This window comes from Mesorhizobium sp. P160219, assembly GCF_057786095.1.
Genome location: NZ_JBYNWG010000001.1, coordinates 1020654 through 1037922 on the forward strand (window position 1 = coordinate 1020654; position 17269 = coordinate 1037922).

Below are 17269 nucleotides of genomic sequence, written 5' to 3' on the forward strand. Positions count from 1 at the left end.
CTTGATTCGGCGTGAAATTGCGGCGCGGCGACCGAAAATCCGCTTTCCGACTTAGGAATCGCTCTTGACGTCTCGCGAAAAAATGGAATAAATATTTCATCAGATTGGTATTTTGGTTCTTTCGTTCCGGAACATCTGTTTCAAACTGGGAGCCGGGCGTTCCATCCCTTGGACAAAACGCCATACGGAACAGGAAGGCATCAGGGAGCGATTCCTCGGGCTATCGGGGATTCCGGGTAGATCGGTGCAGCCGGACACCAATGTGGAGGAGAAACACAATGAAGAAACTGATTTTGGGCGTCGCCTTTGCGGCGCTGATGAGTTCGTCCGCTTTTGCCGCCAAGGTCGGCGTGTCGATGGCCAAGTTCGACGACAACTTCCTCACCGTGCTGCGCAACGGCATGATCGAGCAGGCCAAGGGCATGAGCGGCGTGGAACTGCAGGTCGAGGACGCGCAGAACGACGTCGCCAAGCAGCTCGACCAGATCAAGAACTTCGCCGCCTCGGGCGTCGACGCCATCATCGTCAACCCGGTCGATACCTCGGCCACGCAGGCGATGTCGGACGCCGCCGCAGCCGCCAAGATCCCGTTGGTCTATGTCAACCGCCAGCCGGTCAATGTCGACACGCTGCCGGACAACCAGGCCTTCGTCGCGTCGAACGAGGCCGATTCCGGCACGCTCGAGACCAAGGAAGTCTGCCGCCTGTTCACCGAGGCCGGCAAGAAGGAAGCCAATGTCTATGTCATCATGGGCGAGCTTTCCAACCAGGCCGCCGTGCAGCGCACCAAGGACATCGAAGAGGTGATCGCCACGCCGGAGTGCAGCTTCATCAAGATCATCGACAAGCAGACTTCGAACTGGAACCGCGACGAAGCGCAGAACCTGATGACCAACTGGCTGTCAACCGGCAAGCCGTTCGACGGCGTCATCGCCAACAATGACGAAAGCGCCATCGGCGCCATCCAGGCGATGAAGGCCGCCAACATCGACATGAAGACGGTCGTCGTCGGCGGTGTCGACGCCACGCAGGACGCGCTTGCCGCCATGCAGGCCGGCGACCTCGATGCCACCGTGTTCCAGGATGCGGCCGGCCAGGGCGCCGGCGCTCTGGACGCAGCGCTGAAGCTCGCCAAGGGCGAGAAGGTCGAGCACAAGGTCTACGTGCCCTTCCAACTCGTGACGCCAGCCAACATCGACAAGTTCCTGAAGAAGAACTGAGCCGGCGACTCGTTCGACTAACGGAGCGGCGCATCAATCGCGCCGCTCCCGTTTCCCTCACCGCCCTTACGTGCGGGAGGGCAAATGCCGCCTCACGGAGGACAGACATGTCACAGACATCTCATGGCGTCGGCGGGGTCAGCTATGACGCGAAGAGGCGGACATGGCCGGCCGAATTCAACGTCTTCCTGGCGCTGGTCATTCTGGTCGTCATCTTCGAACTGATCGGCCGCATCTTTCTTGGCGACAGCTTCCTGTTCAACACGCGCGACAACGTCGCCGGGATCTTCAATGAGGCCCGCCTGCAGATCATCATCCTGCAGGTGTCGATCGTCGGCATCATCGCCATCGGCGTCACGCAGGTGATCATTTGCGGCGGCATCGACTTGTCCTCGGGCTCGATCGTCGGCGCCACCGCCATGATCGCCATGAGTTTTGCCCAGGTGGCGACGGTCAACGGCAACCCCAACCCCAAGGCGATGTTCCTGGCGCAAGGCTGGACCGACCTGCCGGTCATCGTGCCGGTACTAGTCGCCATCGGCTGTGGTCTGCTCGCCGGTCTCGTCAACGGCTCCTTGATTGCATACACGCGCATTCCGCCGTTCATCGCCACGCTCGGCATGATGGTGACCGCGCGCGGCATTGCCAAATGGTGGTCCAAGGGTCAGCCGATCTCGTTTCCGACCGAAAGTTTCGCTGGTATCGGCAAGGGCCTGATGCCGGTCATCATCTTCCTGTCGCTGGCGGTGCTGTTCCAGCTGATCATGACCTACACACGCTACGGCAAGCACTGCTACGCCATCGGCTCCAACGAGGATGCCGCGCGCATGTCGGGCATCAAGATCGCCAACCACAAGATCCTCGTCTATGTCATTGCCGGCATCCTCGCCGCGCTGGCCGCCGTCGTGCTCTCCTCCAAGAACCTGACAGCACAGTCCGGCATGGGCGTCATGTACGAGCTCGACGCCATCGCCATGGCGGTCATCGGCGGCGTCTCTTTGTCGGGCGGCCGCGGCTCGATCGTCGGCACCGTGATCGGCTCGCTGATCTTCGGCGTCATCATTTCCGGCTTCACCTTCCTGCGCCTCGACGCCTACTATCAGGAGATGGTGAAGGGCGTGATCATCGTCGGCGCGGTCGTTCTCGACCAATGGCGCCAGCGCATGCGGGCATTGAGGGCTTGACCATGCCAGATATCTCCACGACAGACATCGTCCTGAAGACCGAAAACCTGACCAAACGCTATGGCGGCGTCCATGCGCTGGAAGGCGCGAATTTCGAGCTGCGCAAGGGCGAGCATGTCGCCATCATGGGCGACAATGGCGCCGGCAAATCCACCTTCGTGCGCCAGATCACCGCCGTCGAGCAGCGCACCAGCGGCCAGATCTGGTTCGACGGCAGGGAAGTGAATTTTGCCGGGCCGATCGAAGCGCGCACGGCGGGCATCGAGACCGTGTTCCAGAACCTGGCGCTGGCCGACGATCTCGACGTGCCGTCGAACCTGTTCCTCGGCCGCGAAAAGGTGCTTTTCAATCTCGGCCCGTTCTCGATCCTCGACCGCAAATACATGCGCAAGGCGACCGAGGCGGCGCTGATCCGCACGGCAGTGAAAATCCCCAATTTGTCCAACACCATTCGCCACATGTCGGGCGGCCAGCGCCAGTGCGTTGCGATCGCCCGGACCGCGACCTTCGCCTCCAAGCTGATCATCATGGACGAGCCGACGGCAGCCCTTGGCGTGCAGGAGACGGCGCAGGTCGAGAACATCATCCGCACGCTGAAGGACAATGGCGAGCCGCTGATCCTGATCAGCCACAACATGCGCCAGGTGTTCGACCTGTGCGACCGCATCGTCGTCTTCCGGCGCGGCCGCATCGTCGCCAACCTGCGCAAGGAAAACACCGACGGCAACGACATCGTCTCCTACATCACCGGCGCCAAGACCGGGGAGGCGGAACTCGCGGCCTGAACAGGATGGTCATCCTGTTTTCTGGCGTGCTCGAAAAATTATCTTGCCACCTTTCTCAAAAGGAAGGTGGAGACACAACTCTCTCGAACCCATCCCCCTAGAGGAAATACCCCATGACTGTTCGTTTCGCCCTCCTCGGTGCCGGCCGCATCGGCAAGGTCCATGCCCGCGCCGTCGGCTCCAACCCGCAGGCCAGACTGGTGGCCGTTGCCGACGCTTTTGAAAAGGCGGCGACCGAGTTGGCAACCGCCTATGGCGCCGAAGTGCGCACCATCGACGCGATCGAGAAGGCCAAGGACATCGACGCCGTGGTCATCTGCACGCCGACCGACACCCATGCCGATCTGATCGAGCGTTTCGCCAAGGCCGGCAAGGCGATCTTCTGCGAGAAGCCGATCGACCTCGACGTCAAGCGCGTCGAGAAGTGCCTGGCCGTGGTCGACAAGGCCAAGGCGACGCTGATGGTCGGCTTCAACCGCCGCTTCGATCCGCACTTCGCCGCCGTGCGCAAGGCGATCGACGACGGCGCCATCGGTACTGTCGAGATGGTCACCATCACCTCGCGCGATCCGGGCGCGCCGCCGGTCGATTACATCAAGCGCTCGGGCGGCATTTTTCGCGACATGACCATCCACGATTTCGACATGGCGCGCTTCCTGCTCGGCGAAGAGGTGGCGGCGGTCAGCGCCCATGCTTCGGTGCTGGTCGACAAGAAGATCGGCGAGGCCGGCGATTTCGATTCGGTCAGCGTCATCCTCGAAACCGCGTCCGGGAAGCAGGCCGTCATCTCCAATTCGCGCCGCGCCACCTATGGCTACGACCAGCGCATCGAGGTGCATGGCTCCAAAGGCATGGTCGCCGCCGAGAACCAGCGGCCGGTGTCGATCGAGGTCGCCAATGAGAAGGGCTATACGCGCCCGCCGCTGCACGATTTCTTCATGACCCGCTATCTCGACGCCTACGCCATCGAGATTGCCGCTTTCATCACTGCTGCAACCTCGGGCAAGAAGGCATCGCCGAGCGGCGCCGACGGCCTCGTGGCGCTGAAGCTGGCCGATGCCGCGCTGAAGTCGGCGACATCAGGCAAGACCGTCCGTCTCGACAAGTAAGAACCGGAACCAAGGCACAGGAGCAGAGCGATGAGCACATCCGCCGATCGCAATTCGAACACGCGCGCCATCGTCACCGGCGGTGCGCAAGGCATCGGCTTTGCCGTCGCCGAAGCGCTGGCCGACGAGGGCTGCAAGGCGCTGGCGCTCATCGGCCGCTCGCAGGAGAAGGGCGACAAGGCGGTCGCCCACTTCAAGAAGGCCGGCGTCGATGCGATCTTCATCAGCGCCGACGTCTCGAAAGTGGCCGACTGCAAGCGTGCCGTCGCCACCGCCGTCTCGCATTTCGGCACCATCAACGCGCTGGTCAACGCCGCAGCCACCTCCGCGCGCGGGTCGCTGGTCGAAACCTCCGAGGAGACCTTCGACCAGATTTTCCACACCAATGTGCGTGGTCCCTTCTTCCTGATGCAGGGCGTGGTGGCGCATCTGCTGGACAAGAAGGCGCCGGGCTCGATCGTCAACGTGCTGTCGATGTCGGCACATTGCGGCCAGTCGTTCCTTGCGCCCTATTCCTCGAGCAAGGGCGCGCTGGCGACGCTGACCAAGAACGTCGCCAACGCCTATCGTTTCAACCGCATCCGCTGCAACGCCGTGCTGCCGGGCTGGATGGACACCGAGGGCGAGGACATCGTGCAGAAGAAATGGCACGGTGCCTCCGACGACTGGCTGGCAAAGGCAGAGGCCGGCCAGCCCATGGGCCAACTGGTGAAGCCCGACCAACTGGCGCGGCTGATCAGCTACATGGCCAGCCCGCAATCCGGTGTCATGACCGGCTCGCTGGTTGACTACGACCAGAACGTCGCGGGGACCTCGCCGGAGTAGCCTCAAACCCTGTTGCAGCAACATCGCCATTCCCACATAGTCCTGATAGTCAGGCTAGTCACGAGCATGCGATGCTAACGTCATCCAAAGACACCAACTGGACGGTTGCCGGGGCAAAAGCCCGGCTCTCCGAGGTCATCGAGCGCGCACAGTCCTTGCCGCAGACGATCACCAAGAACGGCAAACCAAGCGTGGTTGTCGTCTCGGCCGAGGAATGGCAGCGCAAGATCGCACGCAAGGGTACGCTTGCCGAGTTCCTGCTGGACTCGCCGCTGCGCGGCGCCGATCTCGAGCTTGAACGTCAGCGCGACGAACCGCGTGACCTGCCGCAGTGAGACTGCTGCTCGACACGAATGTCCTGTCCGAGGTGACGAGGCCAGCGCCTGACGCACGTGTCCTGGGCTGGCTGGACGAGCTTGATGAGGACCGCTCCTTCATCAGCGTAGTGTCGATCGCCGAGATCCGGCGCGGCGTCTCTCTGATGGATGAGGGCCGCAAACGCGAGGCGCTGGCCGAATCGCTCGCCCGGGACCTGCCCCAGCGCTTCGAACAGCGGGTTTTGCCGGTGGACGATGCGGTTGCCTTGGCCTGGGGCGACCTGATGGGTCTTGCGAAGCGCCGCGGTCGTGGTCTGTCGTCGATGGACGGCCTGATCGCAGCCACTGCGATTGCGCACGAGCTCACCTTGGCAACGTGCAATACGAAAGATTTCGAAGGCTTTGGGCTTGAACTCTTCGATCCCTGGACCGCATGAGCCGCTCCGCGTTATACGTGTTGGCGATTGGCGAACCGCCGGCACTTCGTCATCCACGGGCGGAGCAAGGAGCGTGGTGACGCAGCGCAGACCCGAGGATCCACGCCGCGACTTCAGAGCGCTGCTACGGTCCAGAATTCTGCTCCGCCGCACTCCACGGCCCAGGTCACGGAATGGATCCCAGGGTCTCCGCGACGGAGCTTCGCTCCTGCTCCGCCCAGGGATGACGAAATCGCGAGGATTCGGCCCATCCCGAATTGTCTCCGCATACCCCACGTGACAAACACCCCCGCATCGACTATATGAGCCTCATGATCAACCTGACCGCCACCTATTGGTACTTTACGAGCTCGCTGGCGGCGGGAGGATTGCGCTCGATCTGAAGATTGCAGCAACAAGTCCGAACAGCCGCCAGACCTGGCGGCTTTTTTGTATCAGCCGGCAGGTCTCCTAAAAACAGGAGCAGAAAGCCGTGTTGACCACCACAGACGATCTTCGGGTCAAGGAAATCCGAGAATTGAGTACGCCGGACGAGGTGATGCGGGAGATCCCGCGCACGCTGACGGCAACGCGCACCGTGAGCGCATCACGCAACGCCACCCATGCCATCTTGAACGGCACCGACGACCGGCTGCTTGTCATCGTCGGCCCGTGTTCGATCCACGACCCGGTCGCGGCCGTTGACTATGCCAGCCGGCTAGTGGCGCTGCGCGAGACCCTGTCCGACCGGTTGGAGATCGTCATGCGGGTCTATTTCGAAAAGCCGCGCACGACTGTCGGCTGGAAGGGCCTTATCAACGACCCCGATCTCGACGGCAGCTTCAACATCGACAAGGGGCTGCGGATGGCGCGCAACGTGCTGTCGGCGGTCAACAATCTCGGCCTGCCCTCGGCCACCGAATTTCTCGACATGACGACGCCGCAATACATTGCCGACCTCGTCGCCTGGGGCGCCATCGGCGCGCGCACCACCGAGAGCCAGATCCACCGCGAACTGGCTTCCGGCCTGTCCTGCCCGGTCGGCTTCAAGAACGGCACCGACGGCAATCTCAGGATCGCCGCCGAGGCGGTGAAATCCGCCGCCCAGCCGCACCATTTCATGGCGGTCACCAAGGGCGGACGCAGCGGCATTGCGACTACTACCGGCAATGAGGACTGCCACCTCATCCTGCGCGGCGGCGTTCAGCCGAACTACGACGCGGCGAGCGTCGAGGCAGCCTCGGTCGAACTCGCCCGCATCGGCGTTGCACCCCGGCTGATGATCGACGTCAGCCACGCCAACTCGGCCAAGAAGCCGGAGAACCAGCCGAAGGTGGCGGCCGATGTCGCCGGCCAGGTGGCAGCAGGGGACGAGCGTATCATCGGCGTCATGATCGAGAGCAATCTCGTCGCCGGCCGGCAGGACGTGGTATCAGGCAAGCCGCTCGTCTATGGCCAGAGCATCACAGATGGCTGCATCGACTGGGCGACGACAGAGACGGTGCTGCACGGCCTCGCCGGCGCCGTAGAATGGCGCCGCTCAGCCCGCCGCGCCATGATGGAGAACCGGCCGGGCGCCGCCTGATACGAGGCGATGCGCGGGAAGGACGCTGCGGCTCCCCTTGCACACCGGCAACCCGTCTGCTAAATACTGAACCATATGGTTCAGTATACCGACTTGGATTCCTCGTTCGCCGCGCTCTCGGACGCCACCCGGCGTGGCGTTCTGGAGCAGCTCGGACGCGCAGACGCTTCGATCACCGAGCTTGCCGGAAAGTTCCACATGACCCTCACGGGTATGAAGAAGCACGTCGGCGTCCTGGAGCAGGCGGGGCTCGTCACCACGCATAAGGTTGGCCGCGTGCGGACCTGCAAGCTCGGCCTGCGCGGACTGGAGGAAGAGGCGGCCTGGATCGAGCGGCACCGCCTGCTCTGGGACGCACGCTTCAACGAGTTGGACAAGGTTGTCGAGGAATTGAAACGGAAGGAGAAAGCCGATGCGCCAAAGAACCGAGAGTGAGCCCACGAACAGCCGCACCACGGTCGAACGGAAGTCCGAGCGCGAGCTGGTCGTCACGCGAACAGTCAACGGTCCGGCGCGCATCGTGTTCGAGGCGTGGACCAAGCCCGAGCTGTTCAAGCAGTGGTGGGTGCCGAAGTCGATGGGCATGTTCCTGCGTTCATGTGAGATGGATGCTCGTACCGGAGGCACGTACCGCCTGGTGTTCGGCCACGACGCCTCGGACCTTCACGAATTCTTCGGCAGGTATATCGAAGTGACACCGCACTCACGCCTTGTCTGGACCAATGACGAAGGTGGTGACGGTGGACCCGTCACCACGCTGACCTTCGAGGAAAAGGGTGGCAATACGCTGCTGGTCATGCACGAACTCTATCCCTCGAAGCAGGCTCTCGACGCGGCCGGTACCGGGGCGGCGGATGCGATGGGCGAGACGTTCGAGCAATTGGACGAGCTTCTCGTCGTCTTGGGCGAAGGCGTGAGGCGGTCATGACGTCATCGGTCTCGCGGACGGGGTAGCTGCCGCCCTCGACGACGAAAAGACCGGGACAGTGATCCGCAAGCGCCGCGCCGAGGCGAAGAAACGCGGCGTCATCGCTTGATCGGGATCACGCTGCCCTCAACCCTTCCCATGCCGTAAACACCGAGACCGCAAACAGCAGCAGTCCGGCCGCCCGGCCCGCAAACGCGGTCTTCCGCGGATTGGCCACCAGCAGATTGCGGCTGCGGCCGGCGGTGATGGCGAGCCCGCCATAGATCGCGGCCTGAGTCGCCACCGTCAGCAAGCCCATGACCGTCGCCTGCATCCAGATCGGGCCGTAATCCGGCTTCAGGAACTGCGGATAGACGGCAAATATGAAGAGATAGGCCTTCGGGTTGATCAGGCAGGTCACCAGTCCCTGGCGAAAGGCCTTCCAGGCCGTACGGCTGCCGGCGGGCCCGTCATGGCCGACGGTGATGGAACTGCGCATCAGCGAGATGCCGATGAAGGCCATGTAGGCGGCGCCGGCTATCAGCAGCGGCTTGTACAGGATCGGTACGAAATGCATCAGCAGGCCGACGCCGATGGCGCCGTTCAGCGTGTGCACGATGCCGCCGACCATGATGCCGCCGGTGGCGGCGAGGCCCCGGTCGCGGCCGCCGGTGAGCGCATTGGCAAGCACGAACAGCATGTCCATGCCGGGCACGATGATGATGCCGGACAGCAGGATAAAGAACAGCCAGAGATTTTCCGCGTAACTCATGTCAGTTGCCTGTCGCTTCCTGCTGGGGTGCCGTTGAGGAATTTGTTGATTTTCAACCCGATAGGCAGTCCAATAAATCATCCCAACTGACGGGGATGTGTCAGTAGCGTTTCATCAGGGAGAGGAAATGCGCAAGGCGTCGCGCCTGTTCGAGATCATCCAGATCCTGCGGCTGGCGCGGCAGCCGGTGACGGCGGCCATGATCGCCGGGCAGCTGGAAGTCACGATGCGTTCGATCTATCGCGACATCGCCGCACTGCAGGCGATGCGCGTGCCGATCGAAGGCGGGCGCGGTATCGGTTATATATTGCGGCCCGGCTTCGACCTGCCGCCGCTGATGTTTTCGATCGAGGAGATGGAGGCGATCGTCCTGTCGCTGGCGCTGCTGGAGCGCACGGGAGACAGCGAGCTCAAGCAGGCGGCCAAGCGCGTCAGCGCCAAGATCGCCGGCGCCGTGCCGCCGCCGTTGCGCCAGGCGTTCGACGCCAACGCACTGCATGTCTGGGGGTTCGCTGCACCGGCAATCGGCACCATCGATCTGGCGCTGGTGCGCCGCGCAATCCGCGACGAGGAAAAGCTCGACCTGTCCTATCGCGACGAAATCGGCCGCCCCTCCGAGCGGCTGATCCGTCCGATCGCGCTGATCTACTATTCAGAGACCGCCAACATCGTCGCCTGGTGCGAATTGCGCCAGGCCATCCGCAATTTCCGCAGCGACCGCATCGCGGATTGCCGGGCGACCGGGCTGCGCTTCAAGGGCGAAGGCGATCGCCTGCGGCAGGTCTGGGTCAGTGGCTGGGAGGCGAACGCTGTCGCTGGCGGCTGAAGCGGATCTTACCGCACATCCACCCAGCGCTTCTCCTCGAACGACCTCGCCATCGCGTGCACGGTGCGCTCGATCTCCAGCCCTTCGGCAAATTCGATGACCCGTGCCGGCTTGCCGGCAAGCCGCGTCAGCAATTCGTGGCACTCGATGATCTTGAGGTCGTTGAAACCGAGCCCATGGCCCGGCGCCGGGAGGAAGGCGTCGTAAGGCTTGTGGTGCGGCGCCACCAATATGGTGCGGTAGCCCTGTTCGGTCGGGCGATCGGCGGTGACGTAGAGCTGGATTTCGTTCATCCGCTCCTGGTCGAACAGGATCGATCCCTTGGAGCCGAAAATCTGTATGGCGATGCGGCCCTTGCGGCCCCAGGCCGAGCGGTTGACCAGCAGCGTGCCGGCAATGCCGTTTTCCAGGTGCATCAAAACGCTGGCGATGTCGTAGGTCTCCACCGCACGGCGGCCGCCGCTGGCCAGCTTGCGGTCGACATAGGGTTTGGCCATGTCGCAGATGACTTTTGCGACGCGGCCGAACAGCGTCGAGACCAGCGACAGCGGATGCACGGCGAAATCGTCGAGCGCGCCATAGCCGGATGCGGCCTCATGCTTCCAGAAGAACAGCGCTTCGGGGTCGGCCATGAAGTCCTCGTCCATCTCGATGCGCAGATGGTTGACCTCGCCGATGATCTTTTCCTCGAGCAGCGCGCCGATGTGGCGGATGGCCGGGCTCTGTATGTAGTTGTAGCCAAGCGCTGCGACCTTGCCGGACTTCTTCGCCGCGGCCGCCATCGCCGCTGCTTCGGCAAAGCTCGGCGCCATCGGCTTCTCGCACCACAGATGCTTGCCGGCTTCGAGAATAGCGATGGCCATCTCCGGATGGAACTGGTTGGGCGTGGTCAGCGAGACGATATCGACCTCGGGGTCGTTGACGACGGCACGCCAGTCGCCCGACGCCTTGGCGAAGCCGAACTCACCGGCCTTGCGCTTGGCCAGCTCCTCGTTGACCTCGCCGAGATGGACCAGCTTCGGCTTGGCGACATCGGGAAAGACGGCGCCGACGGCGCTCCACGCAATGGCGTGGCATTTGCCCATGAAACCCGTGCCGATAAGACCAACGCCGACCATTTCTTTCTCCCAATACCTGAAGCGATCGATGGATGAATTAGTCCATTTCTTCTCCGAATGGAATGTCTGCCTCATTTTTTATGGCCTTCTTGCGCAGGCTCGCTATGATGGGGCAGAGAGGACGTCACTTGGGTTAAAGAGAGCATGATGTCGTCCGAAAACCGCTGCACACTTTTCGGCATCATGCTCTAATGCATGTCGCCCAGAAGTGTGCCGCGGTTCTGGGACAACGGCATGCATCAAAACAAAGACTTAAAGCGCATCGCACATCCGTTTCACCGCGACGCGCTTTAGGTGAGCTTGGACGGGGCGACGATGGACGAACGGGTACCTCGCGACTTCGAGACGCTGCGCGCCACGATCCTCGATCGCCGTGAAACCTTGCCCAAGCGCATCGCCCAGATCGCCGCCTACGCGCTCGACAACCCTGATGACATCGCCTTCGGCACCGCCGCCAGCATCGCTGCTTCGGCGGGCGTGCAGCCGTCCACCCTGATCCGCTTTGCCCAGCAACTAGGCTTTGACGGCTTCACCAGCTTGCAGCAGGTGTTTCGCGAGCGGCTGCGCGAGCGCAATTCCTCTTATGACGAACGCCTTCAGGCGCTGCGCGCCAAGGCCGATGCGGGTGCTGGACACCGAGCCATCTTCGACGGCTTCGTCGCCGCCGCCAGCACTTCGCTCAACGATATTTCGCGAACGCTCGACGAGGCGCATCTGGAAGACGCGATCTCGCTGCTGGCCAAGGCCGAGACCATCTATGTCCTGGCCAAGCGCCGCTCCTACCCGGTGGCGAGCTACATCGCCTATGCCTTGGGCAAGCTGAAGATCCGCAACCAGCTGATCGAATCCGCCGCCGGCCTCAATGCCGAGATGGTCGCCTTCGCCACCCCGGCGGACGCCGTCATTGCCATCAGTTTCTCGCCCTATGCGCCGGCCACCATCGAGGAGGCCCGCACCATTTCCGAACAGGGCGTGCCGATCATCGCCATCACCGACAGTTCGTTTTCGCCACTAGCGCAGTTCGCCAAGGTCTGGTTCGAGGTCGCCGAGGCCGATTTTGCCGGCTTCCGCTCGCTGTCGGCCACCATGGCGCTGGCCATGGCGCTCACCGTCGGCGTCGGCGAGAAGCGGCGCAGCACCGGAAAGAAGCGTAAGGCCTAGGCCGGCGCCCGGCGCTCGAATTCGCGGAGGAATGCTCATTCCATATTGACTATGGATTGGAATTATTATTTCATATTCCCGGCGCCACGCTGCCGCTCGCGCGTGTCCCCCAACTACGTTGCTCAAGACAACAAGACCGACGGGAGGTTCCAATGAGCGAAGCCGTGGACGCCAAACAGGCGACGCTCGATGTCATCACCATCGGTCGCGCTTCCGTCGACCTTTACGGCCAGCAGATCGGCTCGCGGCTGGAGGACATCACCTCCTTCGCCAAATCGGTCGGCGGCTGCCCGGCCAACATCTCCGTTGGCACGGCGAGACTAGGCCTGCGCTCGGCGCTGCTCACCCGCGTCGGCGACGAGCAGATGGGCCGCTTCATCCGCGAACAGCTGCGGCGCGAAAGCGTCAATGTCGACGGGCTGAAGACCGACAAGGAACGGCTGACGGCTCTGGTGCTGCTTTCGGTCGAGAGCGAAGGGGTCTCGCCGATGATCTTTTATCGCAGCGACTGCGCCGACATGGCGCTCGCCGAAGAAGACATCGATGAAGCCTTCATCGCCTCGGCCCGCTCGATCGTCGTCACCGGCACGCATTTTTCCCGACCCAACAGCGACGCCGCCCAGCGCAAGGCGATCCGCATCATCAAGGCCAGGGGCGGCAAGGTGGTGTTCGACATCGACTACCGCCCCAACCTCTGGGGACTCGCAGGCCATGCCGAGGGTTTTGAGCGCTATGTCAAATCCGACCGCGTCTCGGCCCAGCTGAAGACGGTGCTGCCCGATTGCGACCTCATCGTCGGCACCGAGGAAGAGATCATGATCGCCTCGGGCGTCGACGATTGCCTGAGCGCGCTGAAGACGATCCGCGCGCTGTCCAAGGCAACCATCGTACTGAAGCGCGGCGCCATGGGCTGCATCGTCTATGACGGGCCGATCAGCGACGATCTGGAAGACGGTATCGTCGGCAAGGGCTTTCCGATCGAGATCTATAATGTGCTGGGCGCGGGCGATGCCTTCATGTCCGGTTTCCTGCGCGGCTGGCTGGGTGGCGAAGATCATGCGACAGCGGCGACCTGGGCCAATGCCTGCGGCGCCTTCGCCGTGTCGCGGCTGCTCTGCGCGCCGGAATATCCGACCTTCGAGGAATTGCAGTTCTTCCTCAAGAACGGCAGCAAGCATCTCGCTCTGCGCAAGGACGAGGCGATCAACCACATCCATTGGGCGACGACCCGCCGCCGCGATATCCCCTCGATGATGGCGCTCGCCTGCGACCACCGTGTGCAGCTCGAGGACGTCGCGGCAAAGACCGGCGCCGATCCGGCGCGCATCCGCGATTTCAAGGTGCTGGCGGTCAAGGCCGCGGCGAAAGTCGCCGCCGGCCGCGACGGCTATGGCATGCTGATCGACGAGAAGCATGGCCGCGAAGCGATGTTCGAATTCGCCCGCCACCCCTTTGCCTGGCTCGGCCGTCCCGTCGAACTGCCGGGCTCGCGGCCGCTGCGCTTCGAGTTCTCGCAGGACATCGGCTCGCAACTGGTGGAATGGCCGGTCGACCACTGCATCAAATGCCTGTGCTTCTATCACCCCGACGATCCGGCAGCGCTCAAGGAAGAGCAGCAGCAGAAGCTGCGCTCGCTGTTCGAAGCCGCGCGGAAGGTCGGCCGGGAGCTTCTGGTCGAGATCATCGCCGGCAAGCACGGCAAGCTCGATGACACGACGATCCCGCGCGCCCTGGAAGAACTCTATGCGCTTGGCATCAAGCCGGACTGGTGGAAGCTCGAACCGCAGGCGTCGGCCGGCGCCTGGGCCAAGATCGAAGCGGTGATCCTGAAGCATGATCCGTGGTGCCGCGGCGTCGTGCTGCTGGGTCTCGAAGCGCCGCAGGACGAACTGGAAGCGGCCTTTGCCGCCACCGCCAAGGCGCCGATCGTCAAGGGCTTTGCCGTCGGCCGCACCATCTTCGTCCACGCCGCGGAACAATGGCTGGCCGGCAAGATGACGGATGACGAGGCTATCGCCGACATGGCCGCGCGCTTCGAACAGTTGACCGAAGCGTGGCTTGCCGCGCGTGGCCTTAAAGCAGCATAAAGGCGCGGCAAGAGGACTGCGGAGGAAAACACCATGAGCAAGACAATCCGCCTGACGATGGCGCAGGCGCTGACCCGCTTTCTGAGCAAGCAGATGACCGAGATCGACGGCAGAAGAGTGCCCATCTTCGGCGGTGTGTGGGCGATCTTCGGTCACGGCAATGTCGCCGGCATCGGCGAGGCGCTGTACCAGCTGCGCGACGAATTGCCGACCTTCCGCGCCCACAATGAGCAGGCGATGGCGCATGCGGCGATCGCCTATGGCAAGGCCAATTTCCGCCGCCGCTTCATGGCCGCGACCTCTTCGATCGGCCCCGGTGCGCTCAACATGGTGACGGCGGCGGCGCTCGCCCACGTAAACAGGTTGCCCGTCCTGTTTTTGCCGGGCGATGTCTTCGCCAACCGCATCCCCGATCCGGTGCTGCAGCAGGCCGAGGACTTTTCCGACGGCACCGCGACGGTCAATGACTGCTTCCGTCCGGTGTCGCGCTATTTCGACCGCATCACCCGTCCCGAGCAGATCATCCCGGCATTGGCGCGGACCATGCAGGTGCTGACCGATCCCGCGGAATGCGGCCCGGTGACGCTGTCGCTCTGCCAGGACGTGCAGGCCGAGGCCTATGACTATCCCAAGAGCTTTTTCGCCGAGCGTGTCTGGCACCAGCGCCGGCCGCGTCCGGACCGGCATGAATTGGCGGCGGCGGTCACCGCGCTGAAGGGTGCGAAAAAACCGCTGATCATCGCCGGCGGCGGCGTGCTGTATTCGCAGGCTTCGGATGAACTGGCGAAATTCGCCGAGAGCGCCGGCATTCCGGTCTGCGAGACGCAAGGCGGCAAATCCTCGCTGCCCGACACACATCCGGTCAACATGGCGGCAGTCGGCGTCACCGGCACGTCCGCGGCCAACCGGCTGGCGGAAGAGGCCGATGTCGTGCTGGCGATCGGCACCCGCCTGCAGGATTTCACCACCGGCTCATGGGCGCTGTTCAAGAATTCCGGCAAGACCATCATCGGACTCAACGTGCAGCCTTTCGATGCCGGCAAGCATCGTGCGCTGCCGCTGGTCGCCGATGCGGCCGAAGGGCTCGCCGAACTCGGTGCTGCGCTGGGGAACTGGAAAGCACCGGCGACATGGACCGACAATGCGACCCAAGGCAAGAAGGCTTGGCAGGCCGAAGCCTCCAAGGTGACGGCGTCGACCAACGCCGCCTTCCCGTCGGACGCGCAGGTGATCGGCGCCGTGCAGCGCGCGCTGGGGTCCGGCGTGACCTTGCTGAACGCGTCGGGCGGCCTGCCGGGCGAGTTGCACAAGCTCTGGCAGGCAGGCGCGCCCGGCTCGTACCATGGCGAATATGGCTTCTCGACCATGGGCTACGAGATTGCCGGCGGGCTCGGCGCCAAGATGGCCAAGCCCGACCAGGAGGTCGTCGTCATGGTCGGGGACGGCTCCTACCTCATGATGAATTCCGAAATCGCCACGTCGGTGATGCTTGGCCTGAAGCTGACCATCGTGGTGCTCGACAACAGGGGTTATGGCTGCATCAACCGGCTGCAGATGGCCACCGGCGGCGCCAACTTCAACAACCTCCTGAAGGACGCGCGCCACGAGATCCTGCCCGACATCGACTTCGCCGCGCATGCGGCGAGCATGGGCGCTATTGCCGAGAAGGTGCCGTCGATCACCGGCCTGGAGACTGCGCTGCAAAAGTCGAAAACCAACGACCGCACCACCGTGTTGGTCATCGACACCGACCCGCTGATTTCCACCGATGCCGGCGGCCATTGGTGGGATGTCGCGGTGCCGGAAGTCTCCGCACGGCCGCAGGTCAACGCAGCGCGCAAAGCCTATGACGAAAAGCGGCAGATGCAGACAATCGGCGATTGATGCTAAGTCAGCGCTGCCCCCTACCTCCCCCTTGTGAGGAGGTCGGACCGCAGGTCCGGGTGGGGGTCTGGCGCCGCACCCCCCACCCCGCTGCTTCGCAGCGACCCTCCCCACAAGGGGGAGGGTGAACAAGAGACCGGAGCTAAAACTTGAAAGCCAAACTGGGCATGTCCCCCATTGCGTGGTGGAACGACGATCTTGCCGAACTCAGCGACGACGTCTCGCTGGAAGAGTGCCTGCGCCAGTCGCGCTCGGCCGGCTTCACCGGCATGGAAATGGGCCGCCGCTTTCCCAATGACCCCGAAATCATGCTGCCTATCCTGAAAAAGGCCGACGTGACGCTGTGCGGCGGCTGGTTCTCCGGCACGCTGGTCGATGAGGACATGGGCAAGAACAAGGATCGCATCCAGCCGATGATCGACCTGTTCAAGGCGGTTAATGCGCCTTGCATCGTCTATGGCGAGGTCGGCCGCTCGATCCAGGGCGATCGCTCCAGGCCTCTCGCCACCAAGCCGAAATTGTCGAATGACGAGATGAGGGCCTATGCCAGGCGCCTCACCGAGTTCGGCGAATGGTGCGCAGAGCAAGGCATGCCGCTGTCCTATCACCATCACATGGCGGCGGTGGTCGAGACCGAGCCGGAGCTCGATGCCTTCATGCGCCATTCCGGCGAAGGCATTCCGTTGCTGCTCGATGCAGGGCATCTCGCCTTTGCCGGTGGCGACGTGCTGCGCGCCATCGACAACCACCACAAGCGCATCAGCCATGTCCATGTGAAGGATGTGCGCATGGGCGTGATCGACGGGCTCGACCGCACAAAGCAGTCCTTTCTCGACGCCGTGGCGCTCGGTGCCTTCACGGTGCCTGGCGACGGTTCGCTCGATTTCGGCGCCATCGTGCAGCGCTTCGCCGACCATGGCTATGAAGGCTGGTTCGTCGTCGAGGCCGAGCAGGACCCGAAAAAGAACCCGCCGCTGAAGATGGCCCAAGTGGGTTACAAGGAACTGATGCGGGTGATGACGGCGGCCGGCTACACGGTCGAGACGCAAGGCTTTCCCAATGCGTAAGCCGGT

Annotated in this window: 17 protein-coding genes; 15 read left to right on the top strand and 2 right to left on the bottom strand. The window is 63.3% G+C overall.

From position 1 onward, the window contains the following. Nucleotides 1–278 precede the first annotated feature (278 nt). From AC3EMP_RS05165 to AC3EMP_RS05210, 10 genes are all read left to right on the top strand, one after another. Entirely contained in the window at nt 279–1220 is a 942-nt protein-coding gene (locus tag AC3EMP_RS05165) for a sugar ABC transporter substrate-binding protein (RefSeq protein ID WP_023684065.1), read from the top strand. Nucleotides 1221–1327: 107 nt separating this feature from the next. Next, a complete protein-coding gene (locus AC3EMP_RS05170) occupies nt 1328–2404 on the top strand; it encodes an ABC transporter permease (protein WP_023684064.1) in 1077 nt (358 codons plus the stop codon). A 2-nt stretch (nt 2405–2406) separates the two neighbouring features. Then, nucleotides 2407–3189 carry an ATP-binding cassette domain-containing protein gene (locus AC3EMP_RS05175; protein ID WP_027049093.1) on the top strand — a complete coding sequence of 261 codons (783 nt, stop codon included), beginning with the start codon at nt 2407–2409 and terminating at the stop codon, nt 3187–3189. Between the two features lie 113 nt (nt 3190–3302). Further along, the gene (gene iolG / locus AC3EMP_RS05180) at nt 3303–4298 is read left to right on the top strand and encodes an inositol 2-dehydrogenase (RefSeq protein ID WP_023672333.1); all 996 of its coding nucleotides are present in this window, start codon (nt 3303–3305) and stop codon (nt 4296–4298) included. 30 nt (nt 4299–4328) lie between these two features. Further along, a complete protein-coding gene (locus AC3EMP_RS05185) occupies nt 4329–5123 on the top strand; it encodes an SDR family oxidoreductase (RefSeq protein WP_352710622.1) in 795 nt (264 codons plus the stop codon). A gap of 71 nt (nt 5124–5194) precedes the next feature. Beyond that, the gene (locus AC3EMP_RS05190) at nt 5195–5458 is read left to right on the top strand and encodes a type II toxin-antitoxin system Phd/YefM family antitoxin (protein ID WP_023672335.1); all 264 of its coding nucleotides are present in this window, start codon (nt 5195–5197) and stop codon (nt 5456–5458) included. Then, a complete protein-coding gene (locus tag AC3EMP_RS05195) occupies nt 5455–5877 on the top strand; it encodes a type II toxin-antitoxin system VapC family toxin (RefSeq protein ID WP_023823981.1) in 423 nt (140 codons plus the stop codon). The genes AC3EMP_RS05190 and AC3EMP_RS05195 overlap by 4 nt, the downstream gene beginning before the upstream one ends. 472 nt (nt 5878–6349) lie before the next feature. Beyond that, nucleotides 6350–7441 (top strand): 3-deoxy-7-phosphoheptulonate synthase, encoded by a 1092-nt coding sequence (locus AC3EMP_RS05200; protein WP_352710625.1) that lies wholly within the window; start codon nt 6350–6352, stop codon nt 7439–7441. Nucleotides 7442–7516: 75 nt separating this feature from the next. Next, nucleotides 7517–7876, top strand: a complete 360-nt coding sequence (locus AC3EMP_RS05205; RefSeq protein WP_352710627.1) for an ArsR/SmtB family transcription factor — start codon at nt 7517–7519, stop codon at nt 7874–7876. Next, nucleotides 7854–8369, top strand: coding sequence for an SRPBCC domain-containing protein (locus tag AC3EMP_RS05210; RefSeq protein WP_023805772.1), 516 nt, complete (start codon nt 7854–7856; stop codon nt 8367–8369). The genes AC3EMP_RS05205 and AC3EMP_RS05210 overlap by 23 nt, the downstream gene beginning before the upstream one ends. A gap of 115 nt (nt 8370–8484) precedes the next feature. Here AC3EMP_RS05210 and AC3EMP_RS05215 read toward each other — a convergent pair whose 3' ends face one another. Continuing rightward, entirely contained in the window at nt 8485–9120 is a 636-nt protein-coding gene (locus tag AC3EMP_RS05215) for a LysE family translocator (RefSeq protein WP_023703748.1), read from the bottom strand. Between the two features lie 127 nt (nt 9121–9247). Between AC3EMP_RS05215 and AC3EMP_RS05220 the strand changes: the two genes are divergently transcribed. Continuing rightward, nucleotides 9248–9946 (top strand): helix-turn-helix transcriptional regulator, encoded by a 699-nt coding sequence (locus tag AC3EMP_RS05220; protein WP_352710629.1) that lies wholly within the window; start codon nt 9248–9250, stop codon nt 9944–9946. An 8-nt stretch (nt 9947–9954) separates the two neighbouring features. On the opposite strand, the gene AC3EMP_RS05225 is transcribed toward AC3EMP_RS05220, so the two are convergent. Further along, nucleotides 9955–11064, bottom strand: coding sequence for a Gfo/Idh/MocA family protein (locus AC3EMP_RS05225; RefSeq protein ID WP_023748282.1), 1110 nt, complete (start codon nt 11062–11064; stop codon nt 9955–9957). A gap of 315 nt (nt 11065–11379) precedes the next feature. Between AC3EMP_RS05225 and AC3EMP_RS05230 the strand changes: the two genes are divergently transcribed. The 4 genes from AC3EMP_RS05230 (at nt 11380) to iolE (ending at nt 17263) form a co-directional block, all read left to right on the top strand. Next, complete coding sequence (locus tag AC3EMP_RS05230; protein WP_023823976.1) at nt 11380–12225, top strand: MurR/RpiR family transcriptional regulator; 846 nt, start codon at nt 11380–11382, stop codon at nt 12223–12225. Between the two features lie 152 nt (nt 12226–12377). Then, nucleotides 12378–14312, top strand: coding sequence for a bifunctional 5-dehydro-2-deoxygluconokinase/5-dehydro-2-deoxyphosphogluconate aldolase (locus tag AC3EMP_RS05235; RefSeq protein WP_352710633.1), 1935 nt, complete (start codon nt 12378–12380; stop codon nt 14310–14312). Between the two features lie 33 nt (nt 14313–14345). Next, nucleotides 14346–16196 carry a 3D-(3,5/4)-trihydroxycyclohexane-1,2-dione acylhydrolase (decyclizing) gene (gene iolD / locus AC3EMP_RS05240; RefSeq protein ID WP_027049097.1) on the top strand — a complete coding sequence of 617 codons (1851 nt, stop codon included), beginning with the start codon at nt 14346–14348 and terminating at the stop codon, nt 16194–16196. 149 nt (nt 16197–16345) lie between these two features. Beyond that, nucleotides 16346–17263 carry a myo-inosose-2 dehydratase gene (iolE, locus tag AC3EMP_RS05245; protein WP_027049098.1) on the top strand — a complete coding sequence of 306 codons (918 nt, stop codon included), beginning with the start codon at nt 16346–16348 and terminating at the stop codon, nt 17261–17263. Nucleotides 17264–17269 lie beyond the last annotated feature (6 nt).